This is a genomic window from Solemya pervernicosa gill symbiont (assembly GCF_002020875.1).
Taxonomy (GTDB): domain Bacteria; phylum Pseudomonadota; class Gammaproteobacteria.
Genome location: NZ_MPRL01000003.1, coordinates 37,095 through 61,271 on the forward strand (window position 1 = coordinate 37,095; position 24,177 = coordinate 61,271).

The 24,177-nt window shown below is 50.8% G+C and carries 22 protein-coding genes; 15 read left to right on the plus strand and 7 right to left on the minus strand.

Going from position 1 to position 24,177, the window contains the following annotated elements; all coding sequences use genetic code 11:
* Positions 1-16: 16 nt before the first annotated feature.
* Both pdxJ and acpS read left to right on the plus strand, forming a co-directional pair.
* Positions 17-751: a pyridoxine 5'-phosphate synthase gene (gene pdxJ / locus BOW52_RS01460; protein WP_078482306.1), complete on the plus strand. Its 735-nt coding sequence runs from the start codon at positions 17-19 to the stop codon at positions 749-751.
* Complete coding sequence (gene acpS / locus BOW52_RS01465) at positions 748-1,125, plus strand: holo-ACP synthase (RefSeq protein WP_078482307.1); 378 nt, start codon at positions 748-750, stop codon at positions 1,123-1,125. Before pdxJ ends, acpS begins: the two co-directional genes overlap by 4 nt.
* Here acpS and BOW52_RS01470 read toward each other — a convergent pair.
* The 3 genes from BOW52_RS01470 to BOW52_RS01480 are packed head-to-tail and all read right to left on the minus strand — an operon-like array spanning position 1,115 to position 6,767.
* Positions 1,115-3,811 (minus strand): ATP-binding protein, encoded by a 2,697-nt coding sequence (locus BOW52_RS01470; protein ID WP_078482308.1) that lies wholly within the window; start codon positions 3,809-3,811, stop codon positions 1,115-1,117. The genes acpS and BOW52_RS01470 overlap by 11 nt on opposite strands.
* Entirely contained in the window at positions 3,808-4,779 is a 972-nt protein-coding gene (locus tag BOW52_RS01475; protein ID WP_078482309.1) for a hypothetical protein, read from the minus strand. The genes BOW52_RS01470 and BOW52_RS01475 overlap by 4 nt, the downstream gene beginning before the upstream one ends.
* Positions 4,780-4,823: 44 nt before the next feature.
* Positions 4,824-6,767, minus strand: a complete 1,944-nt coding sequence (locus BOW52_RS01480) for a TonB-dependent receptor plug domain-containing protein (RefSeq protein ID WP_172840060.1) — start codon at positions 6,765-6,767, stop codon at positions 4,824-4,826.
* Positions 6,768-6,878: 111 nt separating this feature from the next.
* On the opposite strand from BOW52_RS01480, the gene cysM reads away from it, so the two are divergent.
* The 3 genes from cysM to BOW52_RS01495 are packed head-to-tail and all read left to right on the plus strand — an operon-like array spanning position 6,879 to position 10,489.
* On the plus strand, positions 6,879-7,781 hold the full coding sequence (gene cysM / locus BOW52_RS01485) for a cysteine synthase CysM (RefSeq protein ID WP_078482311.1): 903 nt from the start codon (positions 6,879-6,881) through the stop codon (positions 7,779-7,781).
* Positions 7,782-7,785: 4 nt separating this feature from the next.
* Positions 7,786-9,840, plus strand: a complete 2,055-nt coding sequence (locus BOW52_RS01490) for an AsmA family protein (protein WP_078482312.1) — start codon at positions 7,786-7,788, stop codon at positions 9,838-9,840.
* A gap of 34 nt (positions 9,841-9,874) precedes the next feature.
* Positions 9,875-10,489, plus strand: a complete 615-nt coding sequence (locus BOW52_RS01495) for a YdbL family protein (protein ID WP_078482313.1) — start codon at positions 9,875-9,877, stop codon at positions 10,487-10,489.
* A gap of 47 nt (positions 10,490-10,536) precedes the next feature.
* Here BOW52_RS01495 and BOW52_RS01500 read toward each other — a convergent pair whose 3' ends face one another.
* Both BOW52_RS01500 and BOW52_RS01505 read right to left on the minus strand, forming a co-directional pair.
* On the minus strand, positions 10,537-11,724 hold the full coding sequence (locus BOW52_RS01500; protein WP_078482314.1) for a sensor domain-containing diguanylate cyclase: 1,188 nt from the start codon (positions 11,722-11,724) through the stop codon (positions 10,537-10,539).
* Positions 11,725-11,736: 12 nt separating this feature from the next.
* On the minus strand, positions 11,737-12,588 hold the full coding sequence (locus BOW52_RS01505; protein WP_172840061.1) for an HDOD domain-containing protein: 852 nt from the start codon (positions 12,586-12,588) through the stop codon (positions 11,737-11,739).
* 257 nt (positions 12,589-12,845) lie between these two features.
* On the opposite strand from BOW52_RS01505, the gene rlmD reads away from it, so the two are divergent.
* Positions 12,846-14,174, plus strand: coding sequence for a 23S rRNA (uracil(1939)-C(5))-methyltransferase RlmD (gene rlmD / locus BOW52_RS01510; RefSeq protein WP_078482316.1), 1,329 nt, complete (start codon positions 12,846-12,848; stop codon positions 14,172-14,174).
* Between the two features lie 26 nt (positions 14,175-14,200).
* Here rlmD and BOW52_RS01515 read toward each other — a convergent pair whose 3' ends face one another.
* Both BOW52_RS01515 and BOW52_RS01520 read right to left on the minus strand, forming a co-directional pair.
* A complete protein-coding gene (locus BOW52_RS01515) occupies positions 14,201-15,478 on the minus strand; it encodes a PQQ-dependent sugar dehydrogenase (protein ID WP_236725601.1) in 1,278 nt (425 codons plus the stop codon).
* Positions 15,479-15,483: 5 nt separating this feature from the next.
* Positions 15,484-16,488, minus strand: coding sequence for a zinc-dependent alcohol dehydrogenase family protein (locus tag BOW52_RS01520; protein ID WP_078482352.1), 1,005 nt, complete (start codon positions 16,486-16,488; stop codon positions 15,484-15,486).
* Positions 16,489-16,610: 122 nt separating this feature from the next.
* Between BOW52_RS01520 and BOW52_RS01525 the strand changes: the two genes are divergently transcribed.
* The 9 genes from BOW52_RS01525 to BOW52_RS01565 all read left to right on the plus strand — a co-directional run bounded on the left by BOW52_RS01525 (position 16,611) and on the right by BOW52_RS01565 (position 24,177).
* Entirely contained in the window at positions 16,611-17,078 is a 468-nt protein-coding gene (locus tag BOW52_RS01525; protein WP_078482317.1) for a CYTH domain-containing protein, read from the plus strand.
* Positions 17,079-17,083: 5 nt separating this feature from the next.
* Positions 17,084-18,583 (plus strand): ABC transporter substrate-binding protein, encoded by a 1,500-nt coding sequence (locus BOW52_RS01530; protein ID WP_078482353.1) that lies wholly within the window; start codon positions 17,084-17,086, stop codon positions 18,581-18,583.
* Position 18,584: 1 nt separating this feature from the next.
* Complete coding sequence (locus tag BOW52_RS01535; RefSeq protein WP_078482318.1) at positions 18,585-19,091, plus strand: L,D-transpeptidase; 507 nt, start codon at positions 18,585-18,587, stop codon at positions 19,089-19,091.
* Positions 19,087-20,013 carry a nickel ABC transporter permease gene (gene nikB / locus BOW52_RS01540; RefSeq protein ID WP_408021558.1) on the plus strand — a complete coding sequence of 309 codons (927 nt, stop codon included), beginning with the start codon at positions 19,087-19,089 and terminating at the stop codon, positions 20,011-20,013. The genes BOW52_RS01535 and nikB overlap by 5 nt, the downstream gene beginning before the upstream one ends.
* Positions 20,010-20,813: an ABC transporter permease gene (locus tag BOW52_RS01545; protein ID WP_078482320.1), complete on the plus strand. Its 804-nt coding sequence runs from the start codon at positions 20,010-20,012 to the stop codon at positions 20,811-20,813. Before nikB ends, BOW52_RS01545 begins: the two co-directional genes overlap by 4 nt.
* Before the next feature lie 62 nt (positions 20,814-20,875).
* Entirely contained in the window at positions 20,876-21,928 is a 1,053-nt protein-coding gene (gene nagZ, locus BOW52_RS01550; protein ID WP_078482321.1) for a beta-N-acetylhexosaminidase, read from the plus strand.
* A gap of 113 nt (positions 21,929-22,041) precedes the next feature.
* A complete protein-coding gene (locus BOW52_RS01555; protein ID WP_172840065.1) occupies positions 22,042-23,136 on the plus strand; it encodes a mechanosensitive ion channel family protein in 1,095 nt (364 codons plus the stop codon).
* Between the two features lie 2 nt (positions 23,137-23,138).
* On the plus strand, positions 23,139-23,540 hold the full coding sequence (locus tag BOW52_RS01560) for a GIY-YIG nuclease family protein (protein ID WP_236725602.1): 402 nt from the start codon (positions 23,139-23,141) through the stop codon (positions 23,538-23,540).
* A gap of 88 nt (positions 23,541-23,628) precedes the next feature.
* Positions 23,629-24,177, plus strand: coding sequence for a hypoxanthine-guanine phosphoribosyltransferase (locus BOW52_RS01565; protein ID WP_078482324.1), 549 nt, complete (start codon positions 23,629-23,631; stop codon positions 24,175-24,177).

Here is a 24,177-nt window from a genome sequence, read left to right on the forward strand (position 1 = left end):
TGTGTAAGGTAAGTTGATGAATAGAAGATTACTAGGCGTAAATATCGATCACATCGCTACTATCCGTCAGGCGAGAGGTACACGCTACCCAGATCCCATCTATGCAGCAATGATTGCAGAAGAGTCGGGGGCCGATATTATCACTCTCCATCTCAGGGAAGATAGACGGCATATTCAAGAACGTGACGTAGAGATACTCAGTCAGACTATACAGACGAGAGTAAATCTTGAAATGGCTGTTACGGATGAAATGGTCGATATAGCCTTAAGACTTGCCCCTGCAGATTGCTGCCTGGTTCCTGAGAGACGAGAAGAGCTTACAACTGAGGGTGGCCTTGATGTGGTTGGTCACATCGATCCGATAACTTCCGCATGTCAGCGGCTAACAGCAAATGACACCTGTGTATCACTCTTTATCGACCCTGATAATAGTCAGATTGATGCCGCCTATGAGGCCGGTGCCAGGGTAATAGAAATACACACCGGACACTATGCAGATGCTGCATCTGATCAGATTGCAGATAGCGAATTTGAAAAAATTAAATCAGCAGTCGACTATGCTGCGCAGAAGGGTATCAAGGTTAATGCTGGTCACGGCCTTAATTATCATAATGTCGCTAGAATTGCTGAGATTGATTCAATAGCGGAGCTGAATATTGGTCATGCAATTATTGCTCGAGCTCTCTTTTGTGGGTTGAATAATGCCATTAAAGAGATGAAACAGCTTATCTTGGTTAGAAATAAACAATGATTATCGGTATTGGTACGGATATTGTGTCGATTGATAGAATCGAATCCGCATTATTGCGTTTTGGTGATCGGTTTGCTGCGAGGGTGTTGGCAGTAGAAGAGATGACCGTATATCAAGCGAGTGCGGCTAAACATAGAGTGCTGGCAAAAAGATTTGCTGCAAAGGAGGCTGCGGCGAAGGCGATGGGCACAGGTTTTAGAAACGGTGTATGCATGCGTGATATCGTGATCACACATGACCAACTTGGAAGGCCGTTGTTGCAGTTCTCAGGAAAGGCGTTGTTGTATCTAGAAAAGATTGGTATGAAGAGTAGCCATCTTAGTATATCTGACGAACAGAAGTACGCGATCGCTTTTGTAACGCTTACAAGCTGAACAATCTGTTTCTGTTACTTTTTATTTCCTCTATTCTCTCAAGCACGCAGTAATAAGTTTGTTTGATTAGCTCAGGTTGTCCATCGACAACTGCCTGCTCAAGTTCGGAGGCCGCTTTTTCAAGGCGCGGCATGCTGCAGTAACTTGCCGATCCATTCAACTTATGCGATGCCACCCGGAGGTTGTCTAATCTATTTGAAGCATAGGCTTCTGATAGCACATTCTCATGCTCATCAATCTCATCGATGAGCATTGCGACTAGCTCCTGAGCTAGCTTCTCGTTGCCACCTGTTTTCTTTTTTGCTTGTTCGTTGTCGTAGATGGAATCTAGTGAGTTATCAATAGCTGTCACTGTATCAGCGCCAACAAGATCAGTACTGTTAAGGCAGCTATTAAGGGTGGAGATTAACATCTCTTCATTAATTGGTTTTAGTAACATATCAGTGATTCCTGCTTCACGACACAGCTGTTCTGTCTCTGGCAGGGTGTCAGCAGTTAGGCCAATAATTGTTGTTTCGCTGTTGATGATGTTGTCATTTTTTATCTTCTCTGTGGTTTCGATTCCGCTTATGCCGGGCATGTGGATATCCATAAATATTATGTCGTAGCTATTATTCTGACACAGTTCGACAGCCTGGTTGCCGTCAGTGGCTTCATCGATCGACTTTGTCCGTTTTTGTAGAAGCGATGTCAAAAGCTTTCGGTTGATTTGGTTGTCATCAACCACAAGAATCCTTAAGTCACTTCTTTCTAACTGTGTGGTAGCAACCTCGTTGTGTGTGCTTGGTTCTACGAAGTCCTTGTCGAAAAGTCTCGAGATTAGAGTCAGCCCAGCTGCAAGGGTTACATACTCCTTGCGTAGGGTTACATTACTCAGGTCGAGTCTATTATCGAAATCTATAAAGTCAGGATTGTCGGTAATAATAAGCACAGGAATGTGAGCAAGGAACTCGGATATGTATTGTGCCAGATCAAGTCGTTCTATCTCAGTTGAACTGGATCGAACCACAATCAAATCAAATCCTGTTGGATCTTCAGTATAAAAAGAGTCTATAGACCTAACAACAACACATGCGCCTCGCTCTTCTATCGGTGCTATCAATACGTCATCGCCGTTTACCTTGTCATGTAAAAAAAGAACCTCTCGGTCGAAATATATATTGGCATCAAGGTTCTTATTGTCAGCATCAACAACAACTCCTTTAGGAAGGGTAAACCAGAATCTTGTTCCATGCCCTGGTGAACTGTTAACACCTATCTCGCCACCTAATAGGTCAATCAGCTTTTTAGATACTGCCAGACCAAGTCCAGTTCCCCCGTAGTTTCTTGTGATGGAACAATCCTCCTGGGTGAATTCATTGAACATCTTCCGTTGAAAATCATATGAGAGGCCAATACCCGTATCAACAACTTCGATCAATAAGTTATTACTGTTTTTATTATTAACAATATTTACTTTTACATAACCGTTTTCAGTGAACTTGATGGCGTTGTTTACAAGGTTGGTCAATATCTGTTTTATTCTTAATCGATCACTTCGGATAAATCTTGATGAGATGTCTGTATTTGAATAGTAGAGATTGATCGATTTGTTGTGGGCGTAAGGCGATAACAGGACCATAACTTCCTCGATACATTCGTTGATGTCGATGGTTTGTTGGTCAATATCGAGCATGCCGGCATCGATTTTTGAGAAATCAAGAATGTCATTGATTATCTGCATCAGGGTTCGAGAAGAAACCTGTATGGCCGCCATTGCCTCCTGCTGCTCAAATGATAGCTGCGTATTTGCTAATACATCACAAAATCCAGTAATACCGTTGAGTGGTGTCCTCAATTCATGGCTCATATTTGCAAGGAACTCACCTTTCACTTCATTCGCCTTTACAGCCTTCAATCGTTCTGTTTCTAGTTCTCTGTTTTGAATTTCGATCTTATTGATACTGTCTGTAAGTTCGTTGGTTGCAGCTTCAATCTCCCGTTGTTGGTTGGTAATTAAACTACCAATCGATCTCGCCATGCTAGAGATGCCATTGGCCAGATAGTCAAGGTCTCGATTACTATACCTGCCTACCTCTATGTCATATTTGTTATTGCTGATCTTCTCTATCGCTTTCGTCATCTTTACAATTGGATTAGAAAGACGCCTGGAAAGTGATATCAGCAGTGCTAGCGAGATGGTGATTACAGCGATAAGAAATATGACTATTCTTGCTATTACGTTACTTTTTTTAGCCGCATTCTCAAAACCTGACATTCTGACAAAGATCCAACCAAGCTGTTCATCGTTGTTAGTGTCGAATATATCGTCAACAGTGTCGGAGATATTGATTCCCTTCAAAAATATTGGATGCTTATATGAAATAGGATCCACAACGACCACGGCATGGTTGATTCGACTTATAACGGTATTGTCTTCAATGTCGACGATGGTAATACTAATTAGGTCGTTACCCTTTAAGGCCTCTTCCAGCAGGTCTGATAGAAATTCGGTATTACCTGAAACCACTCCATACTCAGTCGCAGGAGCTAACATTTTGGCTGTTGTTTCTGCTCTCATCTGGAGTTGTATGTCTGACTCTTCAAAGTGTGTTTGGATGAAATAGTAACCAAACGTTAAGCAGGCAATCAGTACTGGGATTAGACCCAGAATGATCGTTTCAAGATGAATTGATGGCTTATTCATTGATTCATCCTTTCGATAAGAGTGGCCTTAAGGCTGGTAGCATCCGGCAGCCTTAAATTGAGTGAGTCAGATACTCTTCGATTGACCGTTACTGAGAACTCAGTCGGTTTTACGATGTAAAGGTCTGTTGCTGGTGTCTTGTTTGTATCCAGTAAGGCGGATATATCAGCCGCAATATTTTCTATCGAGCTATATAGTGCCGCCGAGGCACCGGCGGTACTGTATGCCTTGCTGTATGCGACGAGTGGGACGCCCATTCGATAGCTGTTTAAAATAATAGATTTGGCATTACTTCGATTGTGTAGTGCGCGATCTGGTATGGCTAGAACCGCTTCTGACCCTCTTATAGCATCAATAAGATGGTGGGTAGTTAGTGGTAGGTCGATCTGTTTGAGGGTTAACCTTATGCTGTTTTTTAACGCGAACTGCTTGATCCGAGTTATCTTGGAGGTGTTGTTTGCCGTGCTGTAAGGTAAAACAATACTGTTGTGATCACTAACTTCATCTGCTAATAACAGCAGTCGCTCAACGGGTTGGTCGACTACTAATGCCGTTACGCTGTTTCTGTTTGTTCCCGGATTTGAATAAAGATGTTCTATTTCTGACTCAGAAACCATAGCAGCGATGATCTTTTTCCCATTGAGATAATTGACCAGCTGTTTTGTGACTTTTATTCCTATCGCAAGATACACGGTGTTATCTTTGGATAGAGATAATTTATCATCGGTTGTTAATGGCGAACTGAGTAATCGACCATCTATCTTTCTCGACGGTATTGACGAGAGCGCGTTAATCAGTTTTGTGACTCGTTTACTCTCCTTTTGATAGACAGCGATAACATCCATTGTCGACGTTGTTTCTGCGAGAACCAGACGAGGGGAGGTAAGAATCGCTGCGAACAGAACGACTCCTGTGAGCACCGTAATGATGCCCCTTATACTTGCTGAATTAAAACGCATTCCTTGCATTATTGTTTGTTTGATTAATTGATTCTGATAAGGGTTGGCATGGGCTATAGACTCAGAAGAAGTTCTAGATAACCGCGTCTTTCGAAGAGATTATCTTTATCATATTCGCGATAATCTTCATCCAATGTGTTTTGCACAACCATTGCGATGGTTGCCTTATTGCCGCCGAATGAGACGGACCTGGATAACCGTAAATCTAGTCGATCGATTGGACCGGTATCATCTCCTGTACCAAGTCCGTGAATCTCATCCATGTGATAGAAGTTCAGGCTGACATCAAGAAGCCTGGGGATACGCTGGATGAGAAGAATGTTGTAGCTGTTCTCAGGCGTTGCTTCTTCGATGCCATCATCACTATAGTCACTGCTCGAAACAAATGCTCTGGAGTAGCTGGCGTGTACTCTGGTCTTGTCAGTTGGGGAGAAGTCAATCTCAAGCTCCACACCATCGGCGGTTGCGTGATCAAGATTTTGGTGGATATCACTAATGGTACCAACCATACGACGCAGCTCGTCATGGAAAAGTCTTATATCTGTCGTCAAGCCAACACTTCTATACTGACCTAACCAGCCAATCTCAGCGGAACGAATAACCTCTGATTTTAATCCTCCAGTGCTGCTGTAGACCGTCAGGGGGAAACAAGTAGTTGGAGCGGCAATAAGGCAGAGCGTGATCTCTGCGTTAGCCTGATCCTCGTACAAAACAGGGTTTCTACTTGCCTTGGAGTAGCTCACTCTAAAAGTATTGCTAGGATTGAGTTTATAGACGAGACCGATCTTGGGTGATGTGTCATCACCAATCAGATCACTCTCTTCATACATCAGGCCGCCATTAAGCAACAAGGAGTCGGTCAACTTCAATTCCACATTGGCGTATGCCCTTAACAGGGTGTTTTCCAATGTCGCGTCAGTTCCCAGATATCCCACTGAGTTCACACTATCTTCACGAGCCCCCAGCCCCCAAAGGGCCTTTACGCTGTTACCAAGAGTGAAATTGTGCTGGAACTCTGCAGCATAACGTCTGCCGGAGTAGTCAAAGTCGATATTGGAGAAGACGTCCATACCGCTAACGTTGGCGATGGCTCTGTAGTTATCGTCCAGCTCGTAGTACTGGTGAGAGAGCTGTAGGCTAAACTGATTGTTCGCGTCGTTGCTATGCTCCCAGCGCATAAGCTGAAAGTTATAGTCACCATTTTGCATGTGAGGCGGATTCAGGCTGCTATCGACATGTCCATCTTTCTTGTAACTCTGGTTCAAACCCGCCTCGAGAAACAGCGAGTCATTCGCAGTAACCTGATAGTCGAATCGCCCCGTTAATATTCCCTGCTCCTGGCCATCATGACGCTCAATAAAACCCTCTTCCGTAAGGGCGCTGAAGCCGATGCGGTAGTCGATATCACCCAGTGAATTACCGTGGCGTATGTCGATCTTTCGATGTTCGTTATAACCCCCCGTCAGCTTGAAACTAGTTCCTAAATCCTCAACGGAGTGTTTGGTAATGATATTGATCACGCCCAGATAGGCATTGGCACCGTAGGTGGCAGCATTGGGTCCACGCACAACCTCAATACGCTTAATATCCTCAATAGTAATCGGTAGATTGGACCATGGAACACCGCCCGTTGTCGGAAGATAGACGGAGCGACCATTTATCAACACCTGCATCCGTTTTGAGACATGTTCGCTAAGACCATGAGAGGTGACGCCCATATTCGTCGTGTTGCTATACATCACCTGAAAGCCTGGAACGAGTCTGAACAGCTCGGGGATTGTTCTTGCACCTGAGGCAATGATCATCTCTTCGTCGATGACCGACATACTGATTGGAACTTCATTGAGTGGTTGCGAAATACGTGTCGCGGAGAGGACTAAAGGAATCTCACCTTGATAGGCCTCATCTTCATCCCACATATGATCATCGGCAAGAGAGTGAGAGACCAGCGCTAGAGAGAGCAGGGGAGCGAGTAAGGACAGGTGTGGTGTGTGCATGTATCCGTTCCGCATTTATTGTATACAATGCCTTCATCGTCACGCGATTTGTCGACTCACGTGGCAGACATTTTGTTCAAAAAATTTTACTTGATGAGGCTCTGTAACACAATGAAAAACCAAGAATTCAAGACCATTGAATCGTTTATTGGTGGTACGCCGTTGGTGCGATTACAGAGATTAGCTCAAGAGAATGGCAACACCGTACTGGTGAAGCTAGAAGGTAATAACCCTGCCGGTTCCGTTAAAGATCGCCCTGCTATGAGCATGATTCGTCATGCTGAATCACGTGGCGAGATCAAGCCGGGAGATACCTTGATTGAAGCCACCAGCGGCAACACAGGCATTGCCCTTGCCATGGCTGCAGCTATTAAAGGTTATCGCATGGTGCTGATCATGCCTGAGCACATGAGCGTTGAACGTCGCTCAATCATGCTCGCCTATGGCGCTGAGATTGTTTTGGTCAGTAAAGATGAAGGCATGGAAGGTGCTCGCGACCTGGCCAAACAGATGGAGTCTGAAGGTAAGGGCCGTGTGCTTGATCAGTTTTCTAATGAAGATAATCCACTGGCTCACTATGAGTCGACTGGGCCTGAAATCTGGAGCGATACCAATGGCACCATTACCCATTTCGTCAGCTCGATGGGTACAACAGGTACGATTATGGGCACCTCCAGATACCTTAAAGAGCGTAATCCTGCTATTGAGATCGTCGGTGTGCAGCCAACTGAAGGTTCGAGTATTCCAGGCATACGCCGCTGGCCGGAGGCCTATCTGCCAGCCATCTATCATGGCGATGAGGTCGACCGCACCATCGATATCAGTCAACAACAGGCTGAGGATATGACCCGCCGGCTTGCGACTACCGAAGGGATTTTTGCCGGAATATCCTCTGGTGGTGCCGTTGCGGCAGCCCTTCAGCTTGCAACTGAGCTGGAGAATGCCGTGATTGTGGTAATTATCTGTGATCGAGGAGATCGTTATCTCTCTACGGGTATTTTCCCAGAACAATAGCCACGTGAAGCTCTGGCTAACGCTATTCTCACTGCTGCTGTTATGCATCGGCTCATCATCGCTCTATGCCGTTGAGCAGATCGGATTCGAACTTTCCGAGATTGGTGATAACACCGTTCAGATCGATAATCTCGAGATATTTGTCAATCTTGGCAGTCGAGAGGCAGGAAGTCTCGAACTGACAATCGATAAAATTGAGCTTGCTGCACCTGAACTATCCATCACCTCACTGACGCTTCGATGTGATCATGCCGTATACAGCGCAGATCTGATTGAGTGTGTAAAAGGTACTGCGAAGGCCAAATCTGAATATCTCCAGGCGCGTGAATTCCAACTTTCATTCAGTTATCACCCGGACACCTCTACTTTTAATTTTGAAGCTGAGCAGCTTCCCCTCTTCGACGGGAAAGGACGCATCAAAGGTCTTTACAAAGATTCCGTGCTCGAGATAGAAAGTCGGCTCTCAGATCTGTCACTTGAGCAACTCAGTTTGCTGATCCCAGAGTCTCATCGAGAGGGATTAACGCTCTCTGGCAAAGGTGATATCGACGTTACCCTTACAGTCGCTCAAGGCGATATCGATGCCAGTGGCACGATTGCACTCAAGCAGATTGATCTGGCCAATGGTGATGACACGTTCGTAACGGAACAGCTCAGCACTGAGAATCAATTCCGAGTGAAGAAGAACGGCTACCAGTGGAGTATCAGCCACGAACTCACACTTAGCGATGGTGCACTCTATTTAGAACCACTCTACCTGGAGTTTGATTCCACGCCGCTACGAGCCAATATGGTTGCCATCTATGATCAACAGAAGGCGCTGCTCAACGTCACTATGCTGACTATTGAAGATGATCGTAGTAATCGCGTTCATGCAAAAACAGTCGTTAATCTCGATAACGATTTAAATGAATTGTCGATTGCTGTTGATGCAGAGCTTGGTGATCTTGCCGCCGTCTATCAGCACTACCTTCAACCAGCCCTTATTGGAACCTCGCTCGATGCTCTGGAGATGGCTGGCAAACTCAATGGGCAAGCCATTATAGAGCAGGGTACCGTCACTCAGCTCAATCTCAAGCCAACGGCCATACATCTTGACGACACAAAAGGGCGCTTTGGGCTGTTTAATCTCAACGGCACTATCGATTGGAGCGATGATCTGCAACCACACCACTCATCACTGAGCTGGGACGGAGGGCACCTCTACAACCTGAGCTTTGCCAGCAGCGAACTCGATCTAACAAGCAAGGGGGAGCAGGTGGAGTTGCTGCACCCAGTCACGCTACCGCTTCTGGATGGTGCATTAACCGTTGAGTCTTTTCTGCTTAACGGCATCAGCGATGTGAATCGCAGTTGGCAATTCAGCGGCTATCTTGAACCGGTCTCGATGGAGGCGATCAGTCATGCACTGGGTTGGCCACAGATGTCGGGAAAGCTCTCCGGCATGATTCCTGAGGTGACCTATAGCGATCATCGGGTGACTATGGATGGCATGTTATTGGCGCGCGCCTTCGATGGAGATGTAGTCATCAGCAATCTATCACTCACCGATCCTCTGGGCGTTACACCGGAACTTAATGCAGATATTAAGATCACAAACTTAGACCTGGAGCCACTTACCCGTACCTTCTCATTCGGCAAGATTGAGGGACGCCTCAATGGTGAGATCAACAAATTGAGTATGGTGTCATGGATGCCAAACTCATTTGAGGCGAGACTCTATACACCGAGAGAGGATGAGTCCCGGCACAGAATTAGCCAGCGTGCGGTCGATAACATCTCAAATCTTGGCGGAGTTGGAGTCGCGGGTTCACTATCGAGAAGCTTTCTGCGCTTCTTTGATGAGTTCTCCTACGATCGCATCGGTATTAGCTGTAAATTGCGTAATGGCATCTGTGAAATGGATGGTGTCGAGGCGGCTGAAAACGGCTACTATCTGGTCAAAGGCGGTGGATTACCACGCATCGATGTAGTCGGTTTTATTCGCCGTGTCGACTGGGATGAACTGATTGATCGGTTAAAATCTAGCACCCTCGGCGAGAGCCCGGTCATCGAGTAGCAAATACAGATATAGAGAATAAGGAGTGAGAAAGATGAGTAGAAAAAGCAGTTTCACCCTGATGAGTCTTCCGTTATTTCTAATGGCCTGTGTGACCATCAACATCTACTTCCCTGCCGCTGCTGCTGAAAAGGCCGCTGATCGGATTATTGAGGATGTTTGGGGCAAGGAGGGTGAGCAGCCTGCACCCGAGGCAAAACCTGAAGAGAGCAGTGCCGTTCAGCCACAGAGCGGCCAATCACACAACGTTGCGATCGCCGTACTCGACTTCTTTATTCCTGCCGCCCAGGCCGCAGATGCAGACATCTCTATTTCGACACCTGCGATCGACCGCCTGAGAGGCTCAATGCGCAAACGTCACGGTAAACTCAAAGGTTCCTATAAGAGCGGAGCTATTGGTCTTACACGCGATGCGCTAATCAAGATACGTGATCGCAAGGCTGTCCCGCTCAAACAGCGCAACTCACTCAAACAGCTGGTTGCAGATGAAAATCGTGATCGGAATGGACTCTATCGTGCTATCGCTGATGCCAATGGTCATCCAGAGTGGGAACGTGAGATTCGTGCCACCTTCGCGAAACGCTGGGTAGGAAAGGCTAGAGGTGGTTGGTGGTATCAGGATCGCTCAGGTGGCTGGGTACAGAAATAGAATAGGAGAAATGCTCTCTAGAGTACCTCGCCTCTGCGACACAGGCTCTAGAGGGCACAGTTAATTTCTGCGAAGGCATTGGCCTGGTTCCTGCCATGCTCCTTACCAAAGTAGAGCGCCTGATCCGACTCTTTGATCATCTGCTCCAGAGTCTGCTCGTTGCGTGTCTCTGATTCATCACGAACAGAGATTCCAATGGTAGCCGATACTTTGATCTGCTGACTATCGACATCGACTTTTCTACCGCCTAATGAACCAAGGATTCTCGAGGCCATCTGCTTGGCGCCCGCCAGACCGGTATCGGGGAGTGCGATAATAAACTCCTCACCACCGAAACGTGCCAGCAGGTCACTTTCACGAATGATCTCTTTGAATATAGAAGCAGCAACCTCAAGCACCGTATCACCGGCAGCGTGACCAAAACGGTCATTGATCGATTTAAACAGATCCAGGTCGATGGCCAACACCGAAAAGGACTCGTTACGACGAATGGCGTGCGCCATGGCCGCCTTGGCGGCGGGGAAGAAATGGCGTCGATTGTAGAGGCCAGTCAACTCATCAACGCTGCTCAGTTCTTCAAAGCGCCGCTTCAGGTTCTGCGCCTCTATCAGTGCAAGTTCTAGTTGATGCGTTCTTCTATCGATCTCCGCTTCCATGAAACGGGTACGACGCAGGTTGGCGAGGATCTGTCCCAGGAAGTTTGAGAAGAGCAGCAACATCTGCTCACTATCCTCTGCGGTCTGTGGCTTTGGATAGTAGGCGATCAGCACTCCCAGTAGATCACTACCCGAGACGATCGGTACGGAGAGTGTGAAACCACCGGCCTGGGTTGTTAATGATGTTTCATTGAGATCGAAAATCTGGCTCGGTGAGCAGTGCTCACTCCGTTGCGGCTGGCGAGTGTCGGCAACCTGGCTCAACATCCCATGTCCGGTGCTTAATACTTTTCCACGAAGTGTGGCAAAAGGGTTTTTGAGTTGTTGCTCACCACCTCTTAGATTGCACAGATCGGTACCGGCAGCGTAAAGCAGGCCTTCGTTACAGGTGAGAAAGATGGTGCAGTGCTGCATATCCTGATACTCCATCAGAATATCGAGGCTCTTCTGGAGGAGCGCTGCTTCGCGAGTGGTCTCTATGTCGATATCTGAGAGCGCACGTAGTGCTGAGAGCGCATCAAGCAGACGCGTATAGTTCTGATTAATCTCCTGATACGACTCTTTTATGTGTTCAATCATCTGGACGAGACCTCACTCGATCGCGAGAATTCGCGACATGCTGGCGATATCTTCATTCTGTTCGGTGATTCGTTCAATCACCTGTTCAAATGCGGCACTATCAATGCCGAGAGAGCCAAGCTCATCAGTCTCGACCTGTAACTCATCGCCAGCGATCATCGTGTTGGCGATACGCGATGCCAGACCGATCATTTTGACTTTCCGCGCCAGCTCGCCTTGATAATCTTTGTCATGATGATTCTCGATCACGACGCTGACATCGAGTGGCAGATGCCACTTCCTGGCAATAACAGCACCTGCGCAGTGGTGGTCAATTCCAAGCTCGCGCTCTTCAATCTCTATTAGGTGGGATGACTCATCTTCATGGTCAGCCCTTATTGCACTACCCATCTCAGATGGGAAACAGCTTGTCAGCACCAGCATGCCGATGTTGTGTAGCAGACCACAAAGATATGAGCTGTCGGGTTCTATCGACTCATCTTTAAGCAGGGGAGCAAGCGAGCGTCCGACAGCCGCGCTAAGCAGTGCCACATGCCAGTAGCGTTGCAGGTCAAAACCACCACACTTGCTGACATCAAAGGGGGAGCTGAGCAGAATGCCGATAGCGAGACTACTCACCGTCTTCAGACCGAGAACCCTGACGATTGCATCCTGAACGGTATAAATAGGTTTTGGCTGTCCGAAATAGGCCGCGTTGGAGAGACCGATAATACGAGCCATGACGCCGGGGTCTTGCTCAATGGTTTTCGACAGTCGACGGATATCGACGTCTTTATCGGTGGCCTGCTCAAGTATCTGCTGAGCAATAACTGGCAGCGGAGGAAGATGGGGGATGTCACAGAGGGTACGCAGTGTGTCGCTCATTTGCACCTGTGCCAGCATTTCGTCTTTTTCTACCATTTCAGTGGGTTATGAAATCCCTGTAAATAGCCCAATTAACTTCTGTAATCCTTAATTCAGCTTCGCATTATGCCATATCTGACGGATACATAAGAGACCACACCTGATGATAGATCATGAAAGTGTGATCAATTCCCATTTTATCACCTCTGTGCTTGATCCAAATCAGGCTGTAGAATTGCGCCTCCCTGATCCTCACAACAAAATTGAGTCGTAGAGTCATGTCGAGAAGACGCCGCAGAAAGATCCCCCAAGAGCCTGTCGAGGCCACAATTGAGTCGATGTCACACGATGGTAAAGGTGTCGCCCATCTTGATGGGAAAGCACTTTTTATTGGGGGAGCACTGCCTGATGAGCGGGTCATGTTCAAATATAGTCGGCTCAATCGCCGATTCGATGAGGGTAATACGGTCGAGGTGCTTGAGGCCTCTCCAGACCGGGTTGAGCCAAAGTGTCTGCATGCCGCCATCTGCGGTGGCTGCACACTGCAGCACATGGATAGCGATGCCCAGATCAGTGCCAAGCAGCAGGTGCTGCTTGATAACTTTGAACACCTGGGTAAGGTGGCCGCCGAGACCATTTTACCGCCCATCACGGGGCCTGTTTGGGGCTATCGGCGCAAGGCTCGTCTCGGCGTCAAGGATGTGGTCAAAAAGGGGAAGGTACTGGTTGGTTTCCGTGAGAAGGGAAGCCCCTATCTGGCTGAACTTGAACAGTGCGAGGTACTACACCCCTCAGTAGGCCTGCGTCTTCGCGAGCTGGCCACCTTGATTGAGGGGATGGATACCCACAACCGTATCGCCCAGATCGAAGTGGCGGTCAGTGACAGCGATACAGCACTGGTATTTCGCAATCTCGACCCTCTCAGTGAAGGTGACCATAAAAAACTACTCGACTACGCTCAGGCGCAGCAACTGCAGGCCTACCTGCAGCCGGGCGGTCCCGATACCGTTACACCTCTCTGGCCCGAGGCTCCCAGCCTTAGCTACCGACTCGACGCCTACGACGTTGAGATCACCTTTGAGCCGGGTGACTTTACCCAGGTCAACCATGAGATAAACCACCAGATGATCGATCGGGCCATTGAGATGTTGGAGTTGGAACCGGGGGAGCGAGTGCTCGATCTCTTCTGTGGATTGGGTAACTTCACCTTACCGATCACACGTCGAGCAGCCGCCGTCGTCGGGGTTGAAGGTGATGCCACCCTGGTCGAGCGTGCAAAGGCTAATGCAGAACGAAACGGCATCGAGAACGCAGAGTTCCACGTGGCCGACCTTGCCGATGAGCATATTGACCCGCCGTGGTTACAGGGGGGCTTTGACAAGATTCTGCTCGACCCGGCTCGTGCCGGTGCTCTGGAGGTGCTACCGACACTGGCCAAGCTCGGCACAAAGCGCATCGTCTATGTCTCGTGTAATCCGGCAACGCTGGCACGTGATGCGGGAGAGCTGGTCCACACACACGGCTTTCGACTCGTCTCTGCAGGGGTGATGGATATGTTCCCCCACACCGGCCACGTCGAATCGATTGCGCTCTTTACTCGGGATTAGCACGACAGGCGTCCAAACCTTCCGCTCTATTTGCCGTTGTAGCTGATCCGATAGATCACACCCGACAGATCGTCAGAGACCAGCAATGCACCATCCTTTGCCACGGCGACGTCAACCAGGCGTCCCCACGGCATCTCTCCCTTTTTGCCTGCCCAGCCGGAGGCGAATATCTCCTCGTTGCGTTTGCGACCATCCTTAACCGTTGCCATCCAGATCTTGAAACCACGCTTTTGCTGCTGATCCCAGGAGCCATTCTCGACCAGATAGAGTCGCTCTTGATAGGCGCTCGGAAAACCCTTGCCGGTATAAAAAAGCATACCCAGAGGCGAGACATGAGCCCCGAGTTCAACCACCGGTGAGCGATAGTTGCCGCAGTGGTGATTCACACCATATTCAGGATCACGCATCCCCTTGCCAAAACAGTAGGGGAAGCCGAAATGGAGGCCCGCAAGTGGTGCGTAGTTGAGTTCGTCCTGAGGTTGCTCGCCCTCTACCCAATTCCTTGCCGTATCGGTAAACCAGAACCCACCGGTCTCCGGGTGCCAGTCGAAACCACCACTATTTCTCACCCCGGTAACGAAGGGTTTGATGCGTTTCTTCTCCAGATCAAGCCGAACAATCTGGCCGAACCCACTGCGGCTGCAGATGTTGCAGGGGGCGCCAATTGAGATATAGAGCTGCCCATCGGGGCCAAAGCGTATATAGCGCCATCCCTGGTAGCGTTCGGTAGGCAGACGGCTATAGACCGTTTCGGGCTTGAGCTGTTTTTCAAGATTCTCTTCGATCTTGTTATAGCGAAGAATGCGCCGATTTTCGGCAACATAGAGCGCTCCCTTATGAAAGGTGACGCCGTTGGGCATGAAGTGACGTCCACCGACCTCGATCACCTTATCAACCTTACCGTCGCCATCCTTGTCGGGCAGGGCGTAGACTTTACCCAGGGTGCGTGTGCCAACAAACAGCGTTCCCTGGTCTCCAACCGTAAGGGTCCGAGCGTTTGGAACCTGATCGCTGTAGATCTCAATCTCAAAGCCGGAAGGAAGCGTAATCTGCTCCAGAGGGAGTTCGCGTTTATATTCAACAATGGGTGATGTATCACTACCCCCACGTTTTTTTCTCTCGGCATCAGCCGCAGCCTTTGCCTTAGGATCGATGACTATCGGGGCAGGCAGAGATATTGGCTCGAAGAGTTTGGGTGCTGAATATAGCGCTGGGGATAGAAACAACATGGAGAAAGTGAGCAGCAGTGTCGTAATGCTTGCCGCACGTGTCCCTCCCATCATCTGTCGTTTTTTACTATCCATCTCATTCACTCACTATCAATCGCTAACACCAGCTTACCGCTAGTCGAACCCTGCTCTATGCGCTGATGCGCCTCGGCGGCACGCGCTAGCGGTAATACATCGGCAACCTTGATGCCCAGCTTGCCCTGATCGAAAAGTGCCGCGCACTGGCTCAGGATATTGCCCTGATGTTGGCGCGCCTCGATCATGTTGTAGTAGAGCGGCGTCAACATTAACTCCAGCGAGATACGCAGGTTGCGCATTCTCGCAATCTTCCAGTCCAGGTCAGGCGCCGGTTGCAGCAGCGTTACCAGATCGCCGCCGTAACGCAGCGCCGCGAATGAGTCGCTGAAGGTCTGCCCGCCTACAGTATCGAAGATGCAATCGACCCCGCGCCCCCGACTCCAGCTCAGTGCCACCTTGGCGAAATCGGTCTCACTGTATAGAGTCACCTGATCGGCCCCGAGTTCACTGCAGAATGCCGCTTTCTCCTGATCGCTGACCGTGGTTAACACCTCGGCCCCCGCAATCTTCGCCAGCTGAATCGCTACATGTCCCACACCCCCGGCACCGGCGTGAATCAGCACCTTATCCCCCGCCTTGATACCGACCCGATCGTGTAGTGCCTCCCAGGCGGTGATCAGAACCAACGGCGCGGCGGCCGCCTCGACAAAGGTGAGAGCGGCAGGCTTGTGCGCCACATAGCGCTCATCGACCACGGCGTACTCAGCGTAGTTCCCACACGGTCCGCCAATACCGCCGTTACAGAAGTAGACCTCATCTCCCACTGCAAAGCGCTCTACAGCCGCACCCACCGACTCCACAATACCCGCGCCATCACAGCCGAGGATGGTAGGGGTGAGTTCAGGGTGATAGGTGCCAGCACGGCGAAGTTTGGTGTCAATCGGATTGACGCCAGCCGCCTTGAGACGGACCTTTATCTCTCGTTTCTGTTCAATCTGGGGGGCGTCAATCTCACTCAGCTGCAGCACATCAGGTGCACCCGTGCTCTCCATCACTACGGCTTTCATGCTCGATTCCTTATTGGGTATACCCCTCTTATCGGCAGAGGGCAGATTTTTTTCAGTAAGCATACACAACAGCCTATGGCTGTCATACCATGTCGCTTTGCGCAGCGAGTGATGGATAAAAGATGGCCAAAGAGATCGAAAGAAAGTTTCTGCTCAGAGATGAGAGCTGGCTGGGTGAAGTGGTTCGAGAGATTCCTTACCGACAGGGCTATCTGGCCAATACTGAAGAGGTCTCAGTTCGCATCAGAATCTCAGGCGAGAGCGCCAAGCTCAACATTAAAAGTGCCACGCTTGGCATCGAACGGCATGAGTATGAGTACGCGATACCGGTCGAGGAGGGACAGGAGATGCTCGACAATCTCTGCAAGGGTCCCATTATCGAAAAGGTGCGTCATATCGTTAAACGGGGTGGACACACCTGGGAGATCGACCGCTTTAGCGGCGAGAACGAGGGGCTGGTGGTTGCCGAGATCGAATTGGCTTCGACCGATGAGGCCTTTGAGCGTCCGGTGTGGCTGGGTGATGAGGTCTCCAGCGATACTCGCTACTACAACAGCTGCCTGGTTAATCACCCCTATAAGGATTGGTGATCTCCTTGTCCTACTTCCGTGGAGTCGTCGTTCGCTCTGCACTCCTACTGCTCTTGGTACTGCTTAGCGGCTGTAGCGAGCGTGAGACGCAGCTTGAAGTGCGTTTTGGTATCTCGAGTGCTCCACTCAATCTCGATCCCCGTTTTGCCACTGATGCCACCTCAGAGCGTATCAATCGACTGCTCTACCAACCTCTGGTTGAGTTCGATGAGGCTGCACGCCCAGTCCCAGCGATGGCCCGCTGGGAACGGCTAACACCGAACCACTACCGTTTTTACCTCAAAGTAGATCGCGCCCCCTTCATCAATGGACGACGACCCACTGCAGATGATGTGCTGACAACCTATGCAAATGTGCTTAATCCGGCGACCGCCTCTCCACATAGAACCACCCTTGAGCGAATCGTACAGCTTCGGCTCATCGATGCCGAGACGATCGACTTTCATATAAAAATCGCCGACCCACTCTTTCCCGCCTATCTCACGCTCGGCATCCTACCCGCCGAACTGATCAAACAAGATCATGACTTCAGCCACTCTCCACAGGGTAGCGGTCCTTTTAAATTCGCGGACTGGCCAGAGGAGGGTAACCTCGCCCTGATGCGCCGCCGCGATCACCAGCTGTTCCGGTTCCTGCGGGTTGCTGATCCGACGGTACGTCTGTTGAAGTTGATGCATGGTGAGATCGATATGGTGCAGAACGATCTACCCCCAGAGTTGATCGGTTATCTGAAACAGCAACCCGAGATTGCAGTCACACAGCGAAATGGCATCAACTTCAGCTACCTCGGTCTAAACCTCAGTGATAAAGCGACTGCAAAGCTCAAGGTCCGTCGTGCCATCGCCCATGCCATCGATCGGCAGACGATCATTCGCACCCTGTTTAACGATGGTGCGGTCACGGCCAATGCGATGTTGCCAACTCAACACTGGAGCGGATATCGGGGCAACTCTCCCTATCGCTACGACCCGGCGGCCGCACGCGCGCTGTTAACTGAGGCGGGTTATGGTGAGAACAATCGCTTGAAGCTGGTCTACAAGAGTTCAAGTGACCCACTGCGTCTACGCCTGGCCACCGTTTTACAGCATCAGTTACAGGCGGTCGGTATCGATCTGGAGATCCGCAGCTACGACTGGAGCACACTGTTTGGCGATATTAAGGCGGGACGTTTCCAGCTCTACTCACTTGCCTGGGTCGGTATTCGTACCCCCGATATCTTTCGTTACGCCTTCCACAGTGAATCACTGCCGCCGAGTGGTGCCAATCGCGGCCGTTTTATCGACCACACAGCTGACCATCTCATCGAGTCCGCCGAGACGAGTGAGACGTTGCAAGGGCAGGCACAGCACTACCGCTCACTACAGCAATATCTACTCGAACAGCTACCCTATATTCCGCTCTGGTATGAACATCAGACGGTGGCAAGCCGACGATTCATAAAAGGGTATCGGCTCGCTGCCGATGGCAACTATGATGGACTGACTGAAGTGGTGTTGGAGAGATAGTGTGACGAAACAGGCGGTCAACATTGTGGTCGATATTGCTTCGCAACGTCTGTTGCTGCGTCGCGGTGATCAGGTGGTGGGCGAGTTCCCTATCTCTACGGCAAAAAATGGAGCAGGGCAGCAACAGGGGAGCGAGTGCACACCGCTTGGCCGACATCAGATCCGTGCCATGATCGGTGCTCAAGCACCGCTTAACTCGGTCTTTGTCGCGCGTCGTGCCACGGGGGAGATCTACTCCTCGGTACTGGCCGCTGAACACCCTGGGCGCGACTGGATTCTCACCCGCATTCTCTGGCTTAGCGGGCTTGAGCCAGGACTCAATCGGTTTGGCAGCGTCGATACAATGCAGCGCTATATCTATATCCATGGCACCCCTGAGAGTGAACCGATGGGAGAGCCGCTCTCACACGGTTGTGTGCGTATGCGCAATCACGATCTGATTGAACTGTTCGATCAAATAGAAGTGGGTACGGAAGTAGTGATCGTGGAGCAGCTGGAGCGTGATTAATCTGCTGCTGAGCCGACTTGGTGCTTCGCTGCTGGTGATCCTGGGTGTGGTCACGCTCACATTCCTGCTGCTGCATCTGGTTCCGGGTGATCCGGTAGAGATGATGTTGGGGGAGAGTGCCCAGGCGGCCGATAGAGAGGCGTTGCGTGGTCAGCTCGGACTCGATCGCCCCCTGCATCGACAGTATTTAGATTTTCTCACAGGCGTTGCTACGCTCGACCCTGGTCAGTCTATCCATACGCGCCAACCGATTGGTGAGATGGTCTGGTCTCGGCTACCGGCCACCCTGGAGCTCACTGCTGCAGCCCTGCTGATTGCTATCGCCATGGCTCTGCCTCTCGGTGTTGTGGCTGCCGTTCATCGAGGTTCGCTTTGGGAACGTCTGGCGATGGGCTTCTCCCTGTTGGGTATCTCTATACCCAACTTCTGGATGGGACCACTGTTGATCCTGCTCTTCTCACTGGGACTCGGCTGGTTCCCGGTTAGCGGGCGTGAGGATTGGACCTCTCTGGTGCTGCCAGCATTGACGCTCGGTACTGCGCTGGCCGCGATCCTCTCACGAATGGTACGCAGCACGCTGCTCGATCTTCTTGGCGAGGGTTTTATTCGCACCGCACGCGCCAAGGGGCTCTCGGAGTATCGGGTGATCTACTACCACGGTCTGCGTAACGCGCTGCTACCACTGATTACTCTACTCGGGCTGCAACTCGGTGCACTGTTGGGCGGGGCGGTCATTACCGAGACGATCTTCTCCTGGCCCGGCATCGGGCTGCTGATCATCGAGTCGATACAGCGTCGTGACTACCCGGTGGTGCAGGTCTGTGTGATTCTGGTCAGCTGTAGCTATGTGCTGATCAATCTCATCACCGAAATGCTCTACGCCTGGGCCGATCCACGCATTCGCAGAGGAGGAGGGGTGTGAAGCGCCTTGGTTGGCCTATCTGGTTACTGTTGCTCTGGGTCGTAGTTGCACTGCTGCAGCCGCTGCTGCCGATTGAACCCAATCAGATTGGTCTTGAGCGTATCCTGCACGGACCGGATGGAGTCGCTCTGCTCGGTTATGACGACCTGGGTCGTGATCTCCTGCATCGCCTGATCGCGGGTAGCAGCACCTCATTGATGGTCGCCTTCTGGGCGGTTGTCGTCTCGGCTCTCATCGGTACGGCTCTCGGTACAATCAGTGGCTACATTGGCGGCGCCTGGGATCTTGTTACCGTGCGCCTTATCGATATCTTTCTCGCCTTCCCCGGTATTCTGCAGGCGATCGCACTCGCTGGTTTGCTCGGTCCCGGCATTGATAATGTAATCATTGCTCTGGCAGCGGTTGGTTGGGTCGGTTATGCTCGACTCGCCAGAGCGCAGGTGTTGAGCCTTAAACATCGCGAACATGTCGAGGCGGCGATTGCTCTGGGTACAACCACACCCCGTATACTCACTCGACACCTGTTGCCACTGATTCTCACCCCTCTGATGATCGAGGCGACCTTCGGTATCGCCTCGGCGATCATCGCTGAGGCGGGTCTCTCCTTTCTGGGTCTCGGTGTACAACCCCCTGAGGCCTCCTGGGGCAGTATGATCCGTGAAGGGGTACGCTACATGCTGGTTGCGCCACATATGGTGATCGTTCCGGGCATGGCATTGATGATGGTGGTGTTTGCCGTCAATCTCGCTGGTGACAGGCTACGAGATATAATGGCGACGCACGCGGATAGTGATCGTTAAAAATTACGTAATAACACGCCTAACAACAGCAACAATTTACCACCTGTGATGAGGTTCTATCGATGACACTCGGGCCGTTAATGGTCGATCTTGAAGGAACGACAATGGAGAGCGAAGAGCGACAAATGCTCTGCAATCCACTGGTCGGTGGAGTCATCCTCTTCAGCCGTAACTATGAATCGCCCGAGCAGATAGCGGCGCTATGTAGTGAGATACACGAACTGCGTACACCACATCTCCTGATTGGTGTCGATCATGAGGGTGGACCCGTACAGCGTTTCAGAGAGGGTTTCACCCGGCTACCCTCCGTAAGCCGACTAGGTGATATATACGATATCAACCACAAGAAGGGGCTCACTCTGGCTGAGACCAGCGGGTGGCTGATGGCCAGTGAACTACGTGCAGTAGGTATCGACTTCAGCTTCGCCCCGGTTCTCGATCTGGGGCGCGGTATCAGCTCCGTGATGAAGGGGCGAACATTCCATAAAGATCCAGAGGTAGTTGCCCAACTCGCCCACGCCTATCTAGCGGGTATGCAGCGGGCGGGCATGGCCGCTACCGGCAAGCACTTTCCCGGTCACGGCAGCATTGAGGCCGACTCTCACGTCGCAATGCCGGTTGATGAGCGACGTTACGAGGATATCTTCGCCGAGGATGTGCTCCCCTTTGAGCGCATGATTCACTACGGACTGGCCGCAATCATGCCAGCCCATGTGATCTACAGTCAGGTCGATAGCCAGCCAGCCGGTTTCTCTGCATTCTGGCTGCAAGAGGTATTGCGTAAACGTCTCGAGTTCAGTGGCGTGATTTTCAGCGACGATCTCAGTATGGCAGCCGCTGAGTCTGCGGGTAGTTACAGTGATCGCGCTCGGGCGGCACTCCAGGCGGGTTGCGACGTAGCGCTGGTCTGCAATAATCGAGCGGCGGCGGAAGAGGTTCTGAGCGGGTTGGGAGAAGGGTTTATCGATGATCCCGTCTCACAGCTGCGCAGGGTGCGCATGCACGGCAGGCATCCTGTGACGCGTGCCGAGCTACACCAAAATCCCAAATGGGTCAGGGCGGTACATAGCGTTACCGATTACGATGAGTCGCCTGAGATTGATCTTCCTATTTAAACAATAAGTTATTCGTTTTAGTTAAAGTAATTTAAAATTATTATCTACAAGGATTTCTGCGCAAAATGACCTTTATTGAGTGGTTTGAAGGGGTGGCCAAGAGCCTCTATGAGATGGGCGCATGGTCTTGGATCATCCAGGTCTTCCTGGTGGTCTTTGCCGTACTACTGGCCAACATGGTGGTGCGCCGTATGCTCGACCGCCTGCATAAAAAACTCGAGCGCACCAAGACCCCTTGGGATGATGCACTGATCGATGCGGCACGCCGGCCGGTTCCCGTCGCTATCTGGGTCATCGGTATTACCTTCGCCATCGATATCGCTCGTGGTGTCTCAGATCTGGCGATCTTCGATATGGCTGGCCCCGCACGTGATGTGGGTGTAATCGCCTCAATTGCCTGGTTCATGATTCGTTTTATCAAGAATGCCGAGGGTAATCTGATCGCGCAGAGTCGGAACAAACCGGAAGATGAGCGTCTCGACCCGACTACCGCCGATGCAATTGCCAAGCTGTTGCGTGCATCGGTGATCATCACCACGATACTGGTAGCACTTCAGACCCTCGGTTTCAGTATCTCGGGTGTACTCGCCTTTGGTGGCATCGGTGGCATCGCAATCGGTTTTGCCGCCAAGGATCTGCTCGCTAACTTCTTCGGTGGCCTGATGATCTATCTCGATCGCCCTTTCCGGATCGGCGACTGGGTTCGATCACCTGATCGCAACATCGAGGGAACGGTGGAGAATATCGGCTGGCGTCTGACCCGTATTCGAACCTTCGACAAACGTCCGCTCTATATCCCCAACTCGATCTTCGCCAGTATCGTGGTCGAGAATCCCTCGCGTATGAGTCATCGCCGAATCTACGAGACGTTTGGTATCCGTTACGACGATATTGAAAAGATGAGTGAGATCACGAGTGATGTCCGTCAGATGTTGCTCGATCATCAGGAGATCGACAGTTCACAGACGATGATTGTGCAGGTCAACGAATTCTCCGCCTCATCGGTCGACTTCTTTGTCTACACCTTCACCCACACCACCAACTGGGTACGCTTCCACGAGATCAAACATGAGATTCTGCTCAAAATAAGTGACATCATTGCGGGTCACGGTGCGGAGATGGCCTTCCCGACCTCGACGATGCATATACCCGATGGCGTAAAACTCGAGGGCACACTACCAGTCAGTCCGATCAACGAAGCGGGCTAGTGGTGGCAGAGGATTCCGGCGCCTATCGTCTAACTCTGCAACTTGATCAAGCAGCGACCATTACCGTCGGACGCCTTGGTAGCTTCGCCTTCAAGGCAGGCCAATACGCCTATATCGGTAGCGCTAAACGCGCTTTGAGTAAGCGGGTGGCTCGTCATCAGCGTCTGGCAGCAAAAAAAAGCGGCAAGCTTCACTGGCACATCGACTATCTGATGAGCCATCCCGATTGTCATATGATCAAGCAGGAGCTGTTTGAGGCTGGTAAGGAGTGTGAGATCTCCGCCGCCATGGCTCGACGTCGAGGCGTCACCATTCCGGTTGAGGGATTTGGAGCCACCGACTGCAGGGCGGGATGCAAAACACATCTCTACAAACTACCTGAGCGAAAAATGGCAACAGAGTGACGGTAATTATTAATAGGAAACCTAGCCAGCCTATAGATGCGTCCCTATAATCTCTCGCCTATAACTCCTACCAGCAGAAACCAGCGATATGTCGATCACAGCAGAACAGGCCCAACAAACCCTTGATGAGGCCGAATGTCTCTATACTGAGGCCGAGGTCGGTGCTGCACTCGACAGAATGGCTGCACAGATCAGCGATGATCTGGCCGATCAAAACCCACTGGTTCTGGTGGTCATGAACGGCGCTATGATCCCCGCGTCACATCTGCTTTCTCGCCTCAACTTTCCCCTACAACACGACTACCTGCACGCCACCCGCTACTGCGGTGAAACACGTGGTGGAGAGCTTACCTGGAAAGCCCATCCGACCATTTCACTCAAAGAGCGAGTGGTGCTGGTGTTTGACGATATCTACGATGAGGGAATCACACTTGCGGCGATTATTAAGAAGTGTAGAGAGGAGGGTGCTAGCCGAGTCTTCAGCGCGGTGCTGGTAGATAAGAAACATGATCGAAAAACGCCCATACCTATTGACTACACAGGACTGGAAGTGGGCGACCGTTTCGTCTTCGGTTGTGGCATGGACTATAAAGAGTATCTGCGTAATGTTCCTGGAATCTATGCGCTGAAAAGCTAG